Below are 20450 nucleotides of genomic sequence, written 5' to 3'. Positions count from 1 at the left end.
CTACTTTTTTGTAAACTTATCTTGTTTATTTGTGAGTTTTTGATATAATATATTTCCCAGATATATAAAATAACATTGACAACATCTTTACTTAAATGTAAATTTGTTGTCAATTTGATGTAAAGGAGAAATTTTGGAAGGTATATTACTTGCTTTAGTACCTATGTTTGCATGGGGAAGCATTGGATTTGTTAGTAACAAGATAGGAGGAAGCCCTAGTCAACAAACATTTGGGATGACACTTGGGTCTTTGCTTTTTGCTACAGTTGTTTGGTCTGTTGTAAGACCTGAGATGTCAATGACCTTATGGATTTTTGGTTTTCTTGGTGGATTCTTATGGTCTGTAGGTCAGACTGGCCAGTTTTATGCTATGAAATACATGGGTGTTTCTGTTGCAAACCCTTTGTCCAGTGGATCACAGCTTGTTTTGGGAAGTTTAGTAGGTGTTTTTGCATTTCATGAATGGACACGACCATTTCAATTTATCTTTGGTTCTTTAGCATTAATGTTATTAATTATTGGTTTTTATTTTTCAAGTAAGAAAGATAACCACTTACAGGAAGAAAAACACCAATTATCTGAGTATACTAAAGGTTTTCAATCGTTAACCTATTCAACCATTGGTTATGTTTCATATGTTGTTTTATTTAATAATATTATGAAATTTGATTTTCTATCAGTTCTACTTCCTATGGCATTTGGTATGGTATTTGGTGCCGCACTATTTATGTCCTTCAAACTAAGTTTTGATACTTTAGTCATAAAAAATAGTTTAGTTGGAATACTTTGGGGCATTGGTAATATTTTTATGCTTCAAGCTGCAGCAAAAGCGGGGCTAGCAATTGCTTTTAGTTTTTCACAACTTGGAGCTATTATTTCAATTATTGGTGGTATTTTATTTCTTGGAGAGACTAAAACAAAGAAAGAAATGAAATGGGTAATTATTGGGATTTCATGCTTTGTAATTGGAGCTATTTTGTTAGGTTTCGTTAAAGCATAAAAAGCAGACTATTTAATCTGATTAGATTGAAGAAAACATCCATTTTGGACAATTTTCTTCTTAGATAAGTAAAAAACTGATATAACAGTGTTTTTAAGAGTTTTTCTTTATAGTTTAGTTAATCTCTAAATATGATTGATAAGCTTTGAAGCAGACTACTTAGTCTGTTTTTATGCTCCCTTGAGTTACAGTAAATGTTTTTATATTATCAGGTAAATCAGATAAATGATTTAAACTTGTTGTTGTGATAAAAGTTTGCACATTTTCTTTGATAACTGTTTCCAACAATCTGGTTTGACGGGTGTTATCAAGTTCACTCATAACATCATCTAGTAAGAGAATTGGATTATCACCTGTTAGATTTTTCATTAGGCTTACTTCAGCCATTTTTAATGATAAAATTAAACTACGGTGTTGTCCTTGGCTAGCAAAATTAGCATCCATATCATTAATAAAAAATGTTATATCATCTCTATGGGGTCCAACACTTGTATTTTTTCGATAAATATCACGATCTCTATTTTTTTCCAATGCTTTAACAAAATGACTCTTAATATCTGTTTGGTCATCAAAGGTTATTGATGATTGATAAGTCATATTTAGTTGCTCCAAATTGTTTGAGATTGCTTGATGGTGTTTACAAGCTTCTTGATTAAGTTGTTGAATAAAATCAAGACGTTGCTCAATAACACGACTACCATAATGTGCTAATTGTTCATCTAAAACAGCTATAAAGTGACTATCAATAGAACTGTTTGCTTTTAAATAGGCATTTCGTTGCTTTAATACATGGTTGTATTGTGATAAATCAGATAAATAAATAGGCTTGATTTGTCCTAAATCAATATCAATAAATTTACGTCGTAAACTAGGGGAGCCTTTAACCAATTGTAAATCTTCTGGTGCAAAAAGAACAACCATCATGGTACCAATATAATCGGATAACTTAGCTTGTTTGAGAGAATTAATTTTTGTAATTCTTCCTTTATCTGTTAGACTAATGTCAAGTTGGGCAGAACCATTCAGCCGTTTTATTTTACCTGTGAGTCTAAAGTCAACTTGATTAAATTGAATGAGTTCTTTGTCAGTTCGTGTTCTGTGACTTCTCGTTAGGGCAAGAAAATAAATTGCTTCTAGGAAATTTGTTTTCCCTTGAGCGTTATTGCCAATAAAAATATTGAGGCTAGGTGAGAATGTGGCAGAAATGTCGTGATAATTCCTGTAATGTTTGAGGTGCAGTTCTTCAATCCACATAGTTATATTCCAGGAAAACGAACAGGTTTCTTTTCTTTTTTTGTATTATTTTTAGACATAATGGTATTTTTTTTAGCTTTTTTCTTATTGTTTTGATTTAGTTTTTTTACTAATTGTGCAACTCGTTCTTTTTCAGCTAAATCTTGTTGGTGTTCTTCAATTTCAATTTGACTAGGTTGGATAATCTTAATAGTAATATCCATTTCCGGAATACTAATTGCGTCTCCAATCCTGATTTTTTTGCCTCTACGTTTCTCTTCTTCTCCGTTAAATAAAACGAGATTGTTTTCTAGAAAAGATTTAATTGCTCCACCGCTTTGAATAATTCCTTGCTCTTTTAAAAGTGCTTGAAGGGTAATAAATTCAGTAAATAATTTGTATTCCATTTTTTTCTCCCATTTACAATTCAAGTAATTATAGCATAAATAAAAACATTCTGAAATATAGGATTACTGACAAGTTAATTTATCAGCTTTTAGCAATCACTTTTGAGTAGCTCATGCTGCTAAAAAGTATTTTTCAGCTGAATATTTCTTAGAAAATGCTATTAATAACCGTTGTCAATGGGTAAAAAGGTATAAAAATGGTATAATTTAAGGAATCATATAAGTTTAAAGGATAGATTATGAAAATTGTTGATGGTGTTCAACTACATTTAATAAAAACAAAAAAATTTAAAACCAATCATATTACAGCACGTTTTTTAGGGGACTTAAGTCAAAAATCAGTTGCAAAGCGCGTCTTAGTTGCACAAATGCTTGCGACAGCAAATGAAGTTTACCCTACGGCTCAAAAATTTCGTCATCGATTAGCAGAACTTTATGGAGCAACATTGTCAACTAATGTGTCAACTAAAGGCTTGGTTCATTTTGTTGATATTGATATTACCTTTGTTCAAGATCAATATACCTTTACAGCTGAAAGTGTTCTTGAGGAAGTTTTGTTATTTTTAAAAGGAGTACTTTTTTCACCACTTCTATCAGTTGCTCAATACCAACCAAAAGTTTTTGAAATTGAGAAAAATAACTTAATCAATTATTTAGAGGCTGATCGTGAAGATTCTTTTTATTACAGTTCTTTACAAACCAGAAAACTGTTTTTTACAGATCTTAATTTACAAGACTCAAAGTATGGCAGTTCAGAGTCTGTTCAGAAAGAAACAGCTTATACGAGTTATCAAGAATTTCATAAGATGATAATGGAAGATCAAATTGATATCTATATTGTAGGGGAGTTTGATGACTATCGTGTTGTGCAATTACTTCATCAGTTTCCATTTACAGCTCGTCAAAAAACATTGCATTTTTTCTACCGTCAAGATTATGTCAACGTGGTCAAGGAATCTATTGAACAAAAAGATATCAATCAATCTGTGTTAGAATTGGCCTATTACTGTCCAGTTAACTTTGGAGAAAGTGATTATTTTGCTTTAATCATCCTTAATGGTATGATTGGTTCTTTTTCACATTCAACTTTATTTACTAAAATTCGAGAAGATGAGGGACTAGCTTACTCAATTGGAAGTCGTCTTGACGTTTATACTGGAATGCTTGCTATCTATGCTGGAATTGAACAAAAAGATCGTACAAAAGCCTTACAATTGATTATCAAAGAAATTAATGACATCAAGATGGGGAGGTTTTCAAGTAGTCTTATTGAGAAAACTAAATCGATGATTAGAAGTCAGTTAATACAATCTGAAGATAATTGTAAAGTTATCATTGACAGAGAGTTTACAAGAAAGTATATTGATGAAACCTTTTCTATGGCGGATTGGATAAAAAATATTAATAAAATTAGAAAAAAAGATATTGTTACTGTTGCAAATCAATTGAAATTACAGACCTTATTCTTTTTAGAGGGGACAATTAATGAGTAAATTAAATCAAATTGAATACCCTAGGATTTCTGAAAAATTATTTTACAGTCAGTTGAAAAATGGAATGAAGTTAGTTATTCTTCCTAAAAAAATGTTTGCAGAAAAATCTGCGATGTTGACAGTTAATTTTGGATCTATTTACAATCGATTTACATCTAGAAAACGTTTGGTAGAAGCTCCAGAAGGCTTAGCGCATTTTTTAGAGCATAAATTATTTGAAGGAGATTCTGGGCAAGATTTGTCTCTTAAATTTACTGATTTAGGTGCGGATGTCAATGCGTTTACAACTTTTGATAAAACATCTTATTACTTTTCAGGGACTAGTCGATTTATGGAAAGTTTAACATTGCTACAAGAATTGGTTATGACTGCTCATTTTACAGAGGAATCTATCAATAGAGAGAAAAAAATTATTTCTCAAGAAATTGACATGTATTCCGATGACCCTGATTATCAATCCTATATTGGGATTTTGCAAAACCTTTTTCCAAATTCGAGTTTATCAAAAGATATAGTTGGTACTAAAGATTCTATTTCAGAGATTGATTGTGCTCTGTTACAAAGGCATTATCGTCAGTTTTATTATCCTGCTAATATGACATTAATTATTTCTGGTGATTTAGATCCTCAGGAAGTTCTTGATGGTATTATTGAAGGGCAAAAATCGATTAGGGTAAATCGACTATCGCGTTTTGAATTGCAAGCACTTGACTATAATCCAGTGATAAGGTCTAATTCTATTGCTATGGATATTGTGACACCTAAATTAGTTGTAGGCTATCGTGGGCAAAAATTGAGTTCTGAAAAATCACTGATGGAGTATAAAATTGCTCTGAAATTCTTATTGGCTATGTTGATGGGATGGACGTCTAAAACTTATCAAGATTGGTATAATGACAGTAAAATTGATGATTCTTTTGACATTGAAATTGAAATTCAGCATGACTTCTCATTTATTTTGATTTCTATGGATACCAGTGAACCAATTGCAATGTCAAGTCGTGTTCGCAAAAAGATTGCTCATTTTCTTAAATCAAAAGATATTAATAATGGACACCTGTCTATTTTGAAACGAGAAATGTTTGGTGATTTTATGCAAGGTTTAGATTCGATTGATCACTTAATGAATCAGTTTAACTTATTTCTTTCTGATAATGAAAATTTTTATGATGTGCCAGATCTTATTGATACGATGACATTAGAGAGAATTTTAGAAATTGGCCAAGAGTTTTTTGGAACTGCTGATATTTCAGATTTTACGGTCTTTCCCAAATAAGTGAAAATCTGTTATAATGGAGGTAATATTTTAGTTTTGAGGTACCCGAATGAGAGACAAAAGTCTAGGTGAATTATTAAGAGAGGCCCGTGTTAGCAAAAAAATTACTCTGGATGAAATAGAGAGTAAAACAGGCATTTCCTCTCACTATCTGTTAGCTATGGAATTAGACCAATTTAAAATTATTCCTGCGAATAAACTTGGTCTTTTCTTGAAGCAGTATGCTGATATTGTTTTATTGGATTTTTATTTATTGAAAGAACATTACAATGAACAGATGAGTCAGAGAGAAAGTCAAACAGATGAACTTAGTGTAACGCAGATTGTTGAAGAAAAACTTAGTCAACAAAAACAAAAACAAAATAATACAATTGTTGTTCCACCAATTAAAGTATCAAATGTTGCTAGTGATTTGGAAAAAAGAATTGCCCAAAAAATGCAATTACAGGCATTGATTGATCAGAAGCCAGAAAAAAAAGATTTGTTAACTGAAGAGCATAAAACACTTTCTAAAGTGGCTGAAAAGTCTCCAGTTGAAACAAGTACTAGACCTTCTAGTGTAAGGCAAAAAAATGAGATGGATTTTAAAGAAGATCTTGATAAATCCCGCTCAAGTCGATATAAGGAGGAGGATTCTAAATCGAAATCTTTCCTTTCTGTTATCTTACTTTGTCTGATTGCTATGGCTATTGTTGTCTTTATCTTCTTTACTGTTTGGCAACAGTTTTCAAAAGAAACGAAGCATGTTGATGATGTTAAATCTACTTTCTTAGATCAGTCTAAAAAATCATCATCGTCATCTTCTGAACCAAAGTCTAAGATTAAAACAGAAGTTCAAGATAATTATCTTTTAGCAACAGTTGAGAAAGCTCATGCAACCGTTGAAGTTACTGTAACTTTAAAAGATGCTGAGAGTGCTTGGATATCTTTAACAAATTCAGAAATTGCTGATGCTGGAACGACTTTAACAGTTGATTCTCCAAGTTATACAGCAACATTCCCAGCTGAAGTAACTGAGTCTTTACTAACACTTGGTCTTGCACAAGGTGTTACATTAAAAATTGACGGACAAGAAGTTGATTTAACAAACTTGCCAACAACTAATGTAAGTTACATCGCTTTACAATTTAACAATAAGGCAGAATAATGACAAAAAAAGAAAATATTCCCAATTTATTAACTATGCTAAGGATCATTATGATTCCAATATTCTTAATGATAACTTCTTTTTCTCAAGAAAGAAGTTGGCATATTGCAGCTGCACTTATCTTTGCTGTAGCAAGCCTTACGGACTATCTAGATGGCTATTTAGCTAGAAAATGGCATGTTGTTACCAATTTTGGTAAATTTGCAGATCCACTAGCAGATAAAATGCTTGTTATGTCTGCATTTATTATGCTTGTTGGTTTAAATTTAGCACCAGCATGGGTTTCGGCTATTATTATTTGCCGTGAACTTGCAGTGACAGGTCTCCGACTACTTTTAGTTGAATCAGGTGGTGAAATACTTGCAGCAGCTATGCCTGGAAAAATAAAAACAGCAACTCAAATGTTTTCTGTAATCTTCTTATTGTGTCATTGGATGCTATTAGGAAATATCTTGCTCTATGTTGCTCTTTTCTTTACAATTTATTCAGGTTACGATTATTTTAAAGGAGCAGGTTTTCTTTTTAAAGATACCTTCAAATAATGATGTCGATAATTATTGATGTAAAACATGTAAATTTTAAGTACCATGAGGATCAAGAAAACTACACTTTAGACGATGTCTCGTTTCACGTGAAACGTGGAGAATGGCTATCTATTATTGGTCATAATGGTTCAGGAAAATCAACGACTGTTCGTCTTTTAAATGGACTATTAGAGGCTGAATCTGGTAGTATTATGATTGACGGTGATATACTTTGCGAACAAAACATTTGGGAGATTCGACAAAAAATAGGAATGGTCTTTCAAAATCCTGATAATCAGTTTGTTGGAGCGACTGTTGAAGATGATGTTGCATTTGGACTTGAAAATAAAGGCATACCAAATGACATTATGGAAGAACGTGTTAACCAAGCTCTTAAAATGGTGGGAATGTCTGCTTTTAAAGAGCGCGAACCAGCTCGTTTATCAGGTGGGCAAAAACAACGTGTTGCTATTGCAGGCGCGATAGCTCTAAGACCGTTAATCATTATTTTAGATGAAGCAACTAGTATGCTGGATCCTAAAGGTAGACTTAACCTTATTCAAACCATTAAAGATATTCGAAAGGAATATGATTTAACAGTTATTTCAATCACGCATGACTTGGATGAAGTTGCTTTAAGTGATAGAGTCCTTGTAATGAAAAATGGTCGTGTGGAATCAAGTTCATCACCTAAAGCCTTATTTGCGCGTGGTGATCAGTTACTAAATTTAGGATTGGATATTCCTTTCACTAGTACGGTAGTTAAGATGCTAAAAGAAGAAGGCTACACGTTTGAGAGTGACTATTTGACAGAAAAGGAACTAGAAAATCAATTATGGCAATTAATTTCCAAGATGTAAGTTATACTTATCAATCAGGGACACCTTTTGAAGGGCGTGCCCTTTTTGACGTTGATTTAGATATTAAAGACAATTCTTACACTGCTTTCATTGGCCATACAGGTTCAGGAAAATCAACAATTATGCAATTGTTAAATGGTTTACACCTTCCAACCTCTGGAACTGTTACAGTTGAAAAGCAAAAAATTACTTGTCATTCAAAAAATAAAGACATTAAGCCGATTCGTAAAAAAGTTGGTTTGGTGTTTCAATTTCCAGAGAGTCAGCTTTTTGAGGAGACCGTTTTAAAAGATGTTGCTTTTGGTCCACAGAATTTTGGTATTTCAAAAAAAGAAGCTGAAGAGATTGCAAGAGAAAAATTGATGCTTGTTGGCATACCAGAAGACTTATTTTTAAAAAATCCTTTTGAATTATCTGGTGGACAGATGCGTCGTGTTGCTATTGCAGGTATTTTAGCCATGCAACCTGATGTCTTAGTGTTGGATGAGCCAACTGCTGGCTTAGATCCTAAAGGCCGACGCGATTTAATGAGCCTTTTTAAGGACTTACACACTTCAGGAATGACAATTGTTCTAGTAACTCATTTAATGGATGATGTTGCTGACTACGCTGATTTTGTCTACGTTCTTGAAGCTGGGGAAGTTATCTTATCTGGCTATCCTAAGGATATTTTCCAAAAGATTGCTTTTCTTAATCAAAAACAACTAGGTGTTCCAAAAGTAACCCAATTTGCACAAAATTTGGTTGAGATGGGTTTAAAGATTGACTTCTTACCAACGACATTAGAAGAGTTAAAAGAGGTGATAAAACATGGATAACCTTATCTTAGGTCGATATATTCCAGGAAATTCAATCATCCACCGGTTAGATCCAAGAAGTAAATTAGTGGCAATGATTTGTTATATTATTATTATTTTTTGGGCAAATAATTTTATTACAAATCTTATTATGCTGACCTTTACCTTATTAGTTGTTATGTTATCTAAAGTGAAGCTATCTTTTTTTATTAATGGTTTAAAACCGATGATTGGCATTATTTTATTTACAACATTTTTCCAAATGTTTTTCACTCAAGGTGGACATCTGATTTTTCAATTTGGTGTTATCACAATTAGTAGTCACGGTGTCAATCAGGCTTTACTGATTTTTATGCGTTTTTTACTGATTATTTTCTTTTCAACTTTACTAACCTTGACAACTACTCCTCTAAGTTTATCAGATGCTGTAGAGTCTTTATTACAACCCTTAACACCATTAAAAGTTCCTGCACATGAGATAGGATTGATGTTGTCATTAAGTTTACGCTTTGTGCCAACTTTGATGGATGATACAACAAGAATAATGAATGCTCAAAAGGCCAGAGGTGTCGATTTTGGAGAGGGAAGTTTGATTCAAAAAGTTAAATCAATTATCCCAATATTAATTCCACTTTTTGCTTCTAGTTTTAAACGTGCAGATGCATTAGCTATTGCTATGGAATCAAGAGGATACCAGGGTGGAGAAGGCAGAAGCAAATACAGATTATTAAAATGGACAATAAAAGATAGTCTTGCAGTAATGAGTATTCTTATACTAGGTATTGTGTTATTTTATTTAAAAACACCAATTTCAAACTAAATGTGGTATTTTCTCTTCGATTTTGAGTAAAATCTCAAAAAATAAATATCTCTGTAATATTTTTAATATATTTTCTATAGCTAGGTAATATTCTTAGGTTAAGATGGTATCTGGAGAAAAAAGAGGTATATTTATGTTTACAAATGAATTGTTTAAGAAACGCTATATTAGTTTTGGGGTTCTAGCCTTTGCCGTTTCTTTATTGGCTCTTGTTTTTGCTTTTTCAAGTAAAAACGTAAATACAGAGACATACGCTAAGAAATCTGATTCGAAAATCGTAAAAAAAGTTGTGAGTTCAAAAGAACAAAGTTCAGCATCTTTAGACTCATCAAAGGTTGAGACGAAGTTAACACATGCAAATGATCCAAAGCCACAAGTTCCTGAAGAAACGGTTGTAAATGAAGCAGCTGTTGTAACTGAAGAACATGTGGTAGCTGCTCAACCAGTACAACAACAAGTAGCTGTTCAACATTATGCATCACCTGCATACCCATCAAATGGGAACACTGCTGGTGCAATTGGTAGTGAAGCAGCAGCTCAAATGGCTGCAGTAACAGGTGTCCCACAGTCGACTTGGGAAGCAATCATTGCTCGTGAATCCAATGGTAATCCAAATGTTGCGAATGCTTCAGGATCATCTGGATTATTCCAAACCATGCCAGGTTGGGGTTCAACAGCAACTGTTCAAGATCAAGTAAATGCAGCTGTTAAAGCATACAATGCCCAAGGTTTATCTGCTTGGGGTTACTAATATTGTTAAAAAAAGAGTAGGAAAATGAAAAGACCCCCTTATAATGGACAGTAAAAAAGTACTATACTGTTTATATAAGGAGGTTCTTTTCAAAAAAATCCTACTCTTTTTTTATCGTTCATTTAATAGATTTACAAGTTCAAATGGATGGCTAATGATGGCATCTGCTTTATTAAGCAGTAGCTCTTCAGCAGTTCCAAATCCCCAAGTGACACCAATACTTTTAATTCCAACTTCATTTGATCCAATGATATCGAATTTTGTATCTCCGACAATAAGAGCATCAGATAAGGGAATAGTATTGTCAATTAAACAATCTTTAATAAGGTCACTTTTATGAAACCTAGTTGCTGTTGCTCCATAAATGTTGTCAAAGTACTTGTCAATTCCAAGTTCTTTAAGCATTCTAATAGCCATTGGTTCATATTTACTTGTTGTGACATAAAGTGATAGGTCTAAATTCCGTAACTTTTGAAGAAGGTCTATTATATCAGGATATAGATGTGTTTGTCTAACACCAATGGTCTTGTAAAAAGTCCTGAAGTGATGAATGGCTTCGTCGAGTTTTTCTTCATTGGGAAAAAATGTCTTCAAACTTGTTTCAAGGGGTGGTCCAATAAAGCTTGCTAATAAATGTTTGTCAGGAATTTCAGTGTTCATTTTAGAAAATGAATAAGTAAAAGCATTAATGATTCCTTCACTTGAATTAACAAGTGTTCCATCTAAATCAAATAGGATATGTTTACTTGAAATTGACATGATTCTTGTATTATTCTCCGAATATATCTTTACTATATTGACGTCCAGTCGGTGTTGCTGCTAATCCACCTTCAGCAGTTTCACGAAAAGCTGTTGGAAGAGCAGAACCAACTTGATACATTGCATCAATAACTTCGTCAACTGGAATTTGTGATTTGATTCCAGCAAGGGCCATATCAGCTGCTACAATTGCAAAACTTGAGCCTAGGGCATTTCTTTTGACACAGGGAACTTCAACTAGACCAGCAACTGGATCACAAATCAATCCTAACATATTTTTAATGACAAAGGCGACAGCTTGGCTAGCTTGATATGCAGTTCCTCCAGCAGCCTTTACAAGTGCAGCAGCACTCATTGCTGATGCAGAGCCAACTTCAGCTTGACAGCCTCCCTCAGCACCAGAAATAGAAGCGTTATTTCCTATTACTAAACCAAAGGCTCCTGCTGTAAAGAGAAAGTCAATTTGGTCTTCTTCTTTCAATTGTAATTTATCAATGGCTGTTGCTAAAACGGATGGTAAACAGCCGGCACTTCCAGCAGTTGGTGTTGCGCATACTAAGCCCATTTTTGCATTTAATTCGTTAACAGCCATTGCATTTCGAACGGCAGTTAAAATTGTTTTATCTGCTAATGTCTTACCAGTTTTTATATAATTATCCATTTTTAAAGCATCACCACCGGTGAGTCCACTGATAGATTTTGAAGGGCTTAGTCCATTGACAACTGATTCTTTCATAACCTGTAAATTACGTTGCATTATAGAAATAATTTCTTCACGTGTTCTACCAGTCATTTCGATTTCAGTTGCAATCATCAACTCAGCTACATTATCATTGTAATTGTCATGGGCTTGTTTGACAAGTTCTTCAATTGTAAAAAACATAAATTCTCTTTCTAGTCAAAGAAGTTGACGTTGAATAAGTGAGGGATGCTCTCAATCCGATTGACAGCTTCTTGACAATCTCTGCTGTCAACTTCAATAATCATGATAGCTTTTTCACCAGCACATTCACGAGTAACGTTCATTTGAGCAATATTGATATTGTATTCTGAAAGGATATCTGTTACTTTAGCAATCATGCCTGGGATATCTTGATGTACAATAATAATGGTTGGTGTATTCATTGATAGGGAGACTGAAAAACCATTAAGTTCTGTTACTTGAATATTTCCTCCACCAATAGAAACTCCAGTAATACTCATTACTTTATCTTCCTTCTTGACTGTAATCTTGACAGTGTTTGGATGTGGAGCATTACTATCCTTTAAAATTTCCCAATAGATTTTTATTCCTTTTTGGTGAGCAATCTCTAAGGAATTTTTGATTTCAGGATTGTCAGTGTCCATTCCCATAATACCAGCTACTAAAGCTTTATCAGTTCCGTGTCCTTGGTAGGTCTTGGCAAATGAATTATAAAGATGAAAGGTTACTTGATCTGGGATTTGACCAAAGATAGAATGAACAACCTTTCCAATTCTGACAGCGCCAGCAGTATGACTACTTGATGGGCCAATCATAACTGGTCCTATAATATCAAAAACGGATTGAAATTTTTGTGTTTTCATATGAACTCCGATATCTTTATACTTTAACTTCATTATATCAGAATGAAAAATAATTTCTATATTTAATCAAGTAGAAATCTTGGAAATAGTATCAATTACTGTTATAATAGTCTTTGCGTAATTAGCGCTTCAAAATCGACCTTCAAATCGACTTTTGAAAACGACGACCTTCAAATCGTACGTTAAACGAAAGATGGGAGAATTTTATGAAAGATAACTCAAAGACACGTGTTGTCGTCGGAATGAGTGGAGGTGTTGATTCATCTGTAACAGCTCTTTTGTTAAAAGAGCAAGGTTACGATGTGGTTGGCGTCTTTATGAAGAATTGGGATGATACAGATGAATTTGGTGTCTGTACGGCTACAGAAGATTATAAGGATGTTGCAGCAGTAGCTGATCAAATTGGTATTCCTTACTATTCGGTTAATTTCGAAAAAGAATATTGGGACAGGGTTTTTGAATATTTCTTGGCTGAGTATAGAGCTGGGAGAACGCCCAATCCAGATGTTATGTGCAATAAAGAAATTAAATTTAAAGCCTTTTTAGATTATGCTATGACATTAGGCGCAGATTATGTAGCTACTGGACATTATGCTCAGGTTAAACGTGATCAGAATGGAACAGTTCACATGCTAAGAGGCGTTGATAATGGGAAAGATCAAACTTATTTTTTAAGTCAATTATCACAAGAGCAGTTACAAAAAACCTTATTTCCTCTAGGACACCTAGAGAAATCTGAAGTTAGAAAAATTGCTGAGGAAGCTGGATTAGCTACTGCAAAGAAAAAAGATTCAACAGGTATTTGTTTTATTGGTGAAAAGAATTTTAAACAATTTTTAAGCCAATATTTACCGGCACAAAAAGGTCGCATGATGACTGTTGATGGTCGTGATATGGGTGAACATGCTGGATTAATGTATTACACTATTGGTCAGCGGGGTGGCCTTGGGATTGGTGGTCAACATGGTGGGGACAATCAACCATGGTTTGTTGTTGGTAAGGATTTATCTCAAAACATTTTGTATGTCGGACAGGGTTTTTACCATGAATCGTTAATGTCAACAAGCCTTGATGCATCTGTCATTCACTTTACAACTGAGACTCCGGAAGAGTTTACACTTGAATGTACAGCTAAATTCCGTTATCGTCAACCAGATTCTGCTGTAACAGTAAAAGTTAAAGGGGATAAGGCAGAAGTTATTTTTGCGGAACCACAGCGAGCAATAACACCAGGTCAAGCAGTTGTTTTTTATGACGGTGATGAATGTTTGGGTGGTGGTATGATAGATATGGCTTATAAGGACGGAAAAGCCTGTCAGTATATCTAAGTTTACAGGCATGTTTACAAGTTTGTAAAAAAATTGACAATGATTTAGAAGTTCTTCATTGACAAAAAATCACTATTTGATAAAATGAATACAACAATAACGATGATGGTCAAAGCTCATGGAAATTGTAGGTCTTTTTGACTTGCAATTTTCGAGAGTTTTGGCTATTTTTTCGATGATTAATGAGGTTTTTAATGGTATTATCAGGAGATTTTAGACACACTCAAAATAACCAAACTTTTAGCTTAAGAGCTAGTGCATTGATAATAAAAAATAATCAGATTCTTCTTACAAAAGATGACAGGGAATGTTATTATACAATTGGTGGTGCTAGCTTAATTGGTGAAAAGACTATAGATACTGTTTCACGTGAAACGTTTGAGGAAATTGGAGCTGAAATTGAAGTTGGTGAACTTGCATTTGTTATTGAGAACCATTTCTGTTCGGGACAGCAATTTTGGCATAATATTGAATTTCATTATTTTGTAAAACTTTTGTCCGAACCAAGACTCGAAATGGTTGAAAATGGAAGATTGCAGGCTTGTGAGTGGGTTGATTTGGATCAGTTGACTAAGATTAATCTCGTGCCTGAATGTTTACAAACAGGAATTCTCAATTGGCCAGGTCATCTTGTTCATATTGTTAATAAATAAGATATAAAAAAGAGGAAGAAGAGAATGATTCATAATTTCACTGAGGCTTACGATGTTATCGTTGTTGGAGCTGGGCATGCTGGAGTTGAAGCAAGTTTAGCTGCAAGTCGTATGGGCTGTAAAACCTTACTTGCAACGATTAATATGGATATGCTTGCTTTTATGCCATGTAATCCTTCAATTGGAGGTTCTGCTAAGGGAATTGTTGTTCGTGAGATCGACGCTCTTGGTGGGGAAATGGGCAAAAATATTGATAAAACCTATATCCAGATGAAAATGCTTAATACAGGTAAGGGGCCAGCTGTTAGAGCCTTGCGTGCTCAAGCTGACAAGTCACTTTATGCTCAGGAAATGAAGCATACTGTTGAAAAACAAGAAAACTTGACTTTACGCCAAGCAATGATAGATGATGTTTTGATAGAAGATGGTAAAGTTGTTGGTGTGTTAACAGCTACAGGGCAAAAATTTTCATCAAAAGCAGTCGTTATTACAACTGGAACGGCTCTTCGCGGTGAGATCATTTTAGGGGAATTGAAGTATTCGGCGGGGCCAAATAATAGTTTAGCATCTATTACGTTGGCAGATAATCTAAAAAAACATGGTTTAGAAATTGGGCGTTTTAAAACTGGAACCCCGCCTCGTGTAAAGGCATCGTCAATTAACTATGATGAAACTGAGATTCAGCCGGGAGACGAGAGACCTAATCATTTTTCATACATGTCTAAAGACGACGATTATTTACAAGATCAGGTTCCTTGTTGGTTAACTTACACGAATCATGAGAGTCATGACATTATTAACAAGAATCTTTATAGAGCTCCGATGTTTTCTGGTATTGTAAAAGGAGTTGGTCCTCGTTATTGTCCATCAATTGAGGACAAGATTGTTCGCTTTGCTGATAAAGAAAGACATCAATTGTTTTTAGAACCAGAAGGTCGCAATACTGAAGAGGTTTACGTTCAAGGCTTATCAACAAGTTTACCCGAGGATGTTCAAAAAGAGTTACTTCACTCTATTAAAGGTTTGGAAAATGCTGAGATGATGCGTACAGGCTATGCTATCGAATACGATATTGTTTTGCCACATCAATTACGTGCAACTCTGGAAACAAAAATGATTTCAGGACTCTTTACAGCAGGTCAAACGAATGGTACTTCGGGCTATGAAGAAGCCGCAGGTCAGGGGCTTATTGCTGGTATTAATGCTGCTTTAAAGGTTCAAGAAAAACCAGAACTTATTTTAGATCGTAGCGATGCTTACATTGGTGTTATGATTGATGATTTGGTAACAAAAGGAACTTTAGAACCATATCGTTTGTTAACATCACGTGCAGAATACAGACTTATTTTACGACATGATAATGCTGATATGAGGCTGACCGAAATTGGTCGTGAAATTGGCTTAGTTGAGGATGATCGTTGGCAGCTGTTCCAAATTAAGAAAAATCAATTTGAAAATGAATTAAAACGTCTTGATAGTATCAAATTAAAACCTGTTAAAGAGACAAATGAGCGTGTGCAATCTCTTGGGTTTAAAGCATTAACTGATGCAATGACGGCTAAAGAATTTATGCGTCGCCCAGAAATTGATTATAAAACAGCAATTTCATTTGTGGGACCTGCAGCAGAAAACCTTGATTCAAAGGTGATTGAATTGTTGGAAACAGAAATTAAGTATGAAGGATATATCAATAAGGCTCTTGATCAAGTAGCTAAAATGAAGCGAATGGAAGAAAAACGCATTCCAAAAACGATTGATTGGGATGCTATTGACTCCATTGCGACGGAAGCGAGACAAAAATTTAAGAAAATTCAACCAGAAACCATTGGGCAAGCCAGCCGAATTTCAGGGGTAAATCCTGCAGATATCTCAATTTTGATGGTTTATCTTGAAGGTAATGGCAAGGCTCGTCGCAGGTCATAATCAGTCATGAAATTGTAACCTCTATAGACTCACACAGCTCTGTATTTCAGGGCTGTTTTATGGTATAATTATTGCTTAAGAGGTTAAAGGATGAAAAGATTTCGTTTTGAAACCATTCATTTAATAATGATGGGTTTAATTTTATTTGGGTTACTAGCTCTATGTGTTAGTATCATGCAATCAAAAACGTTGATTATATCAGCTATTTTTCTTGTACTTTTATTTGTAATTGCCCTTCTCTGGTATCAAAAAGAGGTTTATGAACTATCTGGTATGGACCATATTGAATTATTGAATGAAAAAACTGAGGGTAATCTAAAGACACTTTTAGATAAAATGCCAGTTGGTGTTATTCAATTTGATACTGAAACCAATACGGTTGAATGGTATAATCCATATGCAGAATTAATATTTACTAATGAAGCTGGAGTGTTAGAAGATGCACTTATCAGAGATATTCTAATTGAAAAGCGTAAAGGTAATATTTCTCAAACTTTTGAAGTCTTGGGAAATCGCTATACATCTTATCTTGACGATACATCAGGAATTTTTTATTTCTTTGATGCCTTTATTGGAAATAGACAGACCATAGATGCTAGCATGTTACGCCCTGTTGTTGGTGTTATTTCAATTGATAATTATGATGAAATAACGGATAATTTAACGGATGCAGATATTTCTAAGATTAACAGTTTTGTGGCAAATTTTATTGCAGATTTCATGGAAAAACGACACATTTTTTACAGGCGTGTCAACATGGATCGTTACTACTTCTTTACAGATTACCATAATTTAAAAGAGTTAATGGATGATAAATTTGCCATCCTTGAAGTTTTCCGAAAAGAAGCTTCTGAAAAGCAATTGCGCTTAACGCTAAGTATGGGGATTTCTTTTGGGCAAAACAACCACAATGAAATTGGACAAGTTGCACTGGAAAATCTCAATATTGCACTTGTTCGTGGGGGTGACCAAATTGTTATTCGTGAAAATGATGACAGTAAAATGCCAATTTATTTTGGAGGTGGATCAGTTTCGACTGTAAAACGTTCAAGAACTCGAACAAGAGCAATGATGACAGCAATCTCAGACCGTATCAAAACGGTTGACAATGTCTTTGTCATGGGACATCGAAAACTTGATATGGATGCTTTAGGTTCAGCTGTTGGAATGCAATTTTTTGCAAGTAATATTATTGAAAATAGTTTTGCTGTTTACGATCCAGAAGATTTAGGAGCAGATATTGAACGAGCACTTGAACGGCTACAAGCCGACGGGAAAACTCGTTTTATTAGTGTCAATCAAGCAATGAGACTTGTAACGCCACAATCTTTATTAGTCATGGTTGATCATTCTAAAACAAGCTTGACTTTGTCACAAGACTTCTACAATCTTTTCACAGATGTCATTATTGTTGATCATCATCGACGTGATGATGATTTCCCAGAAAATGCTGTCTTAACCTTTATCGAAAGTGGTGCAAGTAGTGCTGCTGAATTAGTAACTGAGCTTATTCAGTTTCAAAATGATAAGAAAAGACTTAGTAAGATTCAAGCCAGTATTCTGATGGCTGGAATTATGCTAGACACTAAAAATTTTTCAACACGCGTGACTAGTCGTACCTTTGACGTAGCAAGTTACTTACGTAATAAAGGAAGTGATAGTGTTGAAATTCAACAAATTGCAGCGACAGATTTTGATGAGTATAAGAAAATCAATGAGATTATTCTCCGAGGAGAGCGCATTTTAGACAGTGTGATTGTTGCAACAGGAGTAGATGGCTCTTCCTATACTAATGTTATTGCAAGTAAGGCTGCTGATACAATGTTATCAATGGCAGGGACAGAAGCTAGTTTTGCTGTAGTAAAAACAAGACAAAACAAAATTGTGGTTTCAGCCCGTAGTCGAAGTAAAATTAATGTTCAAAGGATTATGGAAAAACTTGGTGGAGGAGGTCACTTTAATCAGGCAGCATGTCAGATTGAAGGGGAAGATTTTAATCAGGTGAAAACCATGTTGATTGAAACTATTGAAACAACATTAAAAGAAGCAAATGAGGTGGATTAATGAAAGTAATATTTTTACAAGATGTTAAAGGCAAAGGTAAAAAAGGTGAAGTGAAAGAGGTACCAACAGGTTACGCTCAAAACTTTCTTTTGAAGAAAAATCTTGCTAAGGAAGCAAATAATCAAGCAATTGGTGAATTAAAAGGAAAACAAAAGGCTGAAGAAAAAGCACAAGCGGAAATTTTAGCAGATGCTAAAGCAACTAAACTTTCTTTAGAAGATGAAAAAACCTTAGTTACCTTTACCGAAAAAGTTGGTCCAGATGGACGTACTTTTGGCTCAATAACAGCTAAGAAAATTTCTGAAGAATTAAAAAAACAATACAATATTGTAGTGGATAAGAGACATATTATTTTAGACCATCCTATTCGTGCAATTGGTTTGATTGAAGTTCCAGTAAAATTACATAAAGAAGTTAAAGCAGAAATTAAATTAAAAATTGAAGAAGCCTAATTAATATGTTAAGAAATGGAGGTGTAAAAATTGTCTGAAGCACCAGAGTTAAGGGTTCAACCTCAGGATTTATTGGCAGAGCAATCTGTTTTAGGATCGATATTTATTTCGCCTGATAAGCTGATTACGGTTCGAGAATTTATCAGTCCAGACGATTTTTATAAGTATTCTCATAAAATTATTTTTCGGGCAATGATTACACTAAGTGATCGCAATGATGCAATTGATGCGACTACTGTAAGAACCATTCTTGACGACCAAGGTGATCTGCAAAATATTGGTGGTTTGGCTTATATTGTTGAATTAGTAAACAGTGTACCAACAAGTGCCAATGCTGAATATTATGCAAAAATTGTGGCTGAAAAAGCAATGTTGCGTGATATTATTTCCAGGTTGACAGAGACTGTAAATCTAGCTTATGAAGGTGCCTCTGAATCAGATGACATCATTGCAGGTGCAGAGAAAGCTTTAATTGAAATCAACGAACATAGTAACCGTAGTGGTTTTCGTAAGATTTCAGATGTTTTAAAAGTCAATTATGAGAGTTTGGAGGCTCGTTCTAAACAAACGTCAGATGTTACAGGTTTACCCACTGGCTTTAGGGATCTTGATAAGGTTACAACAGGTTTACACCCAGATCAATTGATTATTTTAGCTGCTCGACCTGCGGTCGGAAAAACGGCATTTGTTTTGAATATCGCTCAAAATGTTGGAACTAAACAAAAAAGAGCTGTTGCTATTTTCTCACTTGAAATGGGAGCTGAGAGTTTGGTTGACAGGATGCTTGCTGCAGAAGGGATGGTCGATTCTCATAGTTTGAGAACTGGTCAGTTAACAGAGCAGGATTGGAACAATGTTACGATTGCTCAGGGTGCCTTAGCAGAAGCACCCATCTATATTGATGACACCCCAGGTATTAAAATTACTGAAATTCGTTCGAGAGCCCGCAAGTTGTCTCAAGAAGTTGACAATGGTTTAGGTTTAATTGTCATTGACTATTTACAGCTGATTACAGGAACAAAACCTGAGAATAGGCAACAAGAAGTTTCTGATATTTCAAGGCAATTGAAAATTTTAGCTAAGGAATTGAAAGTTCCAGTTATTGCATTGAGTCAGTTATCCCGTGGTGTGGAACAAAGACAAGACAAACGCCCTGTTTTATCAGATATTCGTGAGTCTGGGTCAATTGAACAAGATGCTGATATCGTAGCATTTCTTTATCGAGATGATTACTATCGAAAAGAAGGCGAAGAAGCAGAAGAAGCAATAGAAGATAATACGATAGAAGTCATACTTGAAAAAAACCGTTCTGGAGCACGTGGAACAGTTAAGTTAATGTTCCAAAAGGAATACAACAAATTCTCAAGTATAGCTCAATTTGAAGAGTGATAAAAGGA

At 34.3% G+C, this 20450-nt stretch carries 20 protein-coding genes; 15 read left to right on the top strand and 5 right to left on the bottom strand.

Annotation, left to right across the window (positions count from 1 at the left end):
• Positions 1-133: 133 nt before the first annotated feature.
• Positions 134-1000: a GRP family sugar transporter gene (locus Q9317_RS10495; protein WP_003100529.1), complete on the top strand. Its 867-nt coding sequence runs from the start codon at positions 134-136 to the stop codon at positions 998-1000.
• A gap of 159 nt (positions 1001-1159) precedes the next feature.
• Here the strand turns inward: Q9317_RS10495 and recF are convergent, their stop codons facing one another.
• Together recF and yaaA are read right to left on the bottom strand one after the other, a co-directional pair.
• Positions 1160-2254 carry a DNA replication/repair protein RecF gene (recF, locus tag Q9317_RS10490; RefSeq protein WP_003100528.1) on the bottom strand — a complete coding sequence of 365 codons (1095 nt, stop codon included), beginning with the start codon at positions 2252-2254 and terminating at the stop codon, positions 1160-1162.
• A gap of 2 nt (positions 2255-2256) precedes the next feature.
• The gene (yaaA, locus tag Q9317_RS10485) at positions 2257-2640 is read right to left on the bottom strand and encodes a S4 domain-containing protein YaaA (RefSeq protein WP_003100527.1); all 384 of its coding nucleotides are present in this window, start codon (positions 2638-2640) and stop codon (positions 2257-2259) included.
• A gap of 239 nt (positions 2641-2879) precedes the next feature.
• On the opposite strand from yaaA, the gene yfmF reads away from it, so the two are divergent.
• The 8 genes from yfmF (at position 2880) to Q9317_RS10445 (ending at position 10308) form a co-directional block, all read left to right on the top strand.
• Positions 2880-4133, top strand: a complete 1254-nt coding sequence (gene yfmF, locus Q9317_RS10480; protein ID WP_016356267.1) for an EF-P 5-aminopentanol modification-associated protein YfmF — start codon at positions 2880-2882, stop codon at positions 4131-4133.
• Entirely contained in the window at positions 4126-5409 is a 1284-nt protein-coding gene (gene yfmH / locus Q9317_RS10475; RefSeq protein ID WP_003100523.1) for an EF-P 5-aminopentanol modification-associated protein YfmH, read from the top strand. The genes yfmF and yfmH overlap by 8 nt, the downstream gene beginning before the upstream one ends.
• Positions 5410-5458: 49 nt before the next feature.
• Positions 5459-6556, top strand: a complete 1098-nt coding sequence (locus Q9317_RS10470; RefSeq protein WP_121791557.1) for a helix-turn-helix domain-containing protein — start codon at positions 5459-5461, stop codon at positions 6554-6556.
• Positions 6556-7098 (top strand): CDP-diacylglycerol--glycerol-3-phosphate 3-phosphatidyltransferase, encoded by a 543-nt coding sequence (gene pgsA / locus Q9317_RS10465; protein WP_003100520.1) that lies wholly within the window; start codon positions 6556-6558, stop codon positions 7096-7098. The genes Q9317_RS10470 and pgsA overlap by 1 nt, the downstream gene beginning before the upstream one ends.
• A 2-nt stretch (positions 7099-7100) precedes the next feature.
• Entirely contained in the window at positions 7101-7940 is an 840-nt protein-coding gene (locus tag Q9317_RS10460) for an energy-coupling factor ABC transporter ATP-binding protein (protein ID WP_031239148.1), read from the top strand.
• Positions 7916-8758, top strand: coding sequence for an energy-coupling factor transporter ATPase (locus Q9317_RS10455; RefSeq protein ID WP_003100516.1), 843 nt, complete (start codon positions 7916-7918; stop codon positions 8756-8758). Before Q9317_RS10460 ends, Q9317_RS10455 begins: the two co-directional genes overlap by 25 nt.
• Entirely contained in the window at positions 8751-9557 is an 807-nt protein-coding gene (locus tag Q9317_RS10450; RefSeq protein WP_003100515.1) for an energy-coupling factor transporter transmembrane component T family protein, read from the top strand. Before Q9317_RS10455 ends, Q9317_RS10450 begins: the two co-directional genes overlap by 8 nt.
• A gap of 133 nt (positions 9558-9690) precedes the next feature.
• Positions 9691-10308, top strand: a complete 618-nt coding sequence (locus tag Q9317_RS10445) for a transglycosylase SLT domain-containing protein (RefSeq protein ID WP_305981558.1) — start codon at positions 9691-9693, stop codon at positions 10306-10308.
• Between the two features lie 111 nt (positions 10309-10419).
• Here Q9317_RS10445 and Q9317_RS10440 read toward each other — a convergent pair whose 3' ends face one another.
• From Q9317_RS10440 to sdaAB, 3 genes are read right to left on the bottom strand one after another with little or no spacing between them, the layout of a single operon-like run.
• Positions 10420-11067 (bottom strand): HAD hydrolase-like protein, encoded by a 648-nt coding sequence (locus tag Q9317_RS10440; RefSeq protein ID WP_003100512.1) that lies wholly within the window; start codon positions 11065-11067, stop codon positions 10420-10422.
• Positions 11068-11077: 10 nt separating this feature from the next.
• Positions 11078-11950 carry an L-serine ammonia-lyase, iron-sulfur-dependent, subunit alpha gene (gene sdaAA, locus Q9317_RS10435; RefSeq protein WP_003100511.1) on the bottom strand — a complete coding sequence of 291 codons (873 nt, stop codon included), beginning with the start codon at positions 11948-11950 and terminating at the stop codon, positions 11078-11080.
• Between the two features lie 11 nt (positions 11951-11961).
• Positions 11962-12633 carry an L-serine ammonia-lyase, iron-sulfur-dependent subunit beta gene (gene sdaAB, locus Q9317_RS10430; RefSeq protein ID WP_003100509.1) on the bottom strand — a complete coding sequence of 224 codons (672 nt, stop codon included), beginning with the start codon at positions 12631-12633 and terminating at the stop codon, positions 11962-11964.
• 206 nt (positions 12634-12839) lie between these two features.
• Between sdaAB and mnmA the strand changes: the two genes are divergently transcribed.
• The 6 genes from mnmA (at position 12840) to dnaB (ending at position 20442) form a co-directional block, all read left to right on the top strand.
• Positions 12840-13961: a tRNA 2-thiouridine(34) synthase MnmA gene (gene mnmA, locus Q9317_RS10425; RefSeq protein ID WP_003100508.1), complete on the top strand. Its 1122-nt coding sequence runs from the start codon at positions 12840-12842 to the stop codon at positions 13959-13961.
• Between the two features lie 194 nt (positions 13962-14155).
• Complete coding sequence (locus Q9317_RS10420) at positions 14156-14614, top strand: NUDIX hydrolase (RefSeq protein ID WP_003100506.1); 459 nt, start codon at positions 14156-14158, stop codon at positions 14612-14614.
• A 24-nt stretch (positions 14615-14638) separates the two neighbouring features.
• Positions 14639-16537, top strand: a complete 1899-nt coding sequence (gene mnmG, locus Q9317_RS10415; RefSeq protein ID WP_003100505.1) for a tRNA uridine-5-carboxymethylaminomethyl(34) synthesis enzyme MnmG — start codon at positions 14639-14641, stop codon at positions 16535-16537.
• A gap of 90 nt (positions 16538-16627) precedes the next feature.
• Positions 16628-18601, top strand: a complete 1974-nt coding sequence (locus Q9317_RS10410) for a DHH family phosphoesterase (RefSeq protein ID WP_121791556.1) — start codon at positions 16628-16630, stop codon at positions 18599-18601.
• Positions 18601-19053, top strand: coding sequence for a 50S ribosomal protein L9 (gene rplI / locus Q9317_RS10405; protein WP_003100501.1), 453 nt, complete (start codon positions 18601-18603; stop codon positions 19051-19053). Before Q9317_RS10410 ends, rplI begins: the two co-directional genes overlap by 1 nt.
• Positions 19054-19083: 30 nt before the next feature.
• A complete protein-coding gene (gene dnaB / locus Q9317_RS10400) occupies positions 19084-20442 on the top strand; it encodes a replicative DNA helicase (protein ID WP_003100500.1) in 1359 nt (452 codons plus the stop codon).
• Positions 20443-20450: the final 8 nt, after the last annotated feature.

The organism is Streptococcus iniae, from assembly GCF_030732225.1.
Taxonomy (GTDB): domain Bacteria; phylum Bacillota; class Bacilli; order Lactobacillales; family Streptococcaceae; genus Streptococcus; species Streptococcus iniae.
The sequence above is the reverse complement of the archived record's forward strand: the minus strand, read 5'-3'. Positions and strand labels throughout refer to the sequence as shown.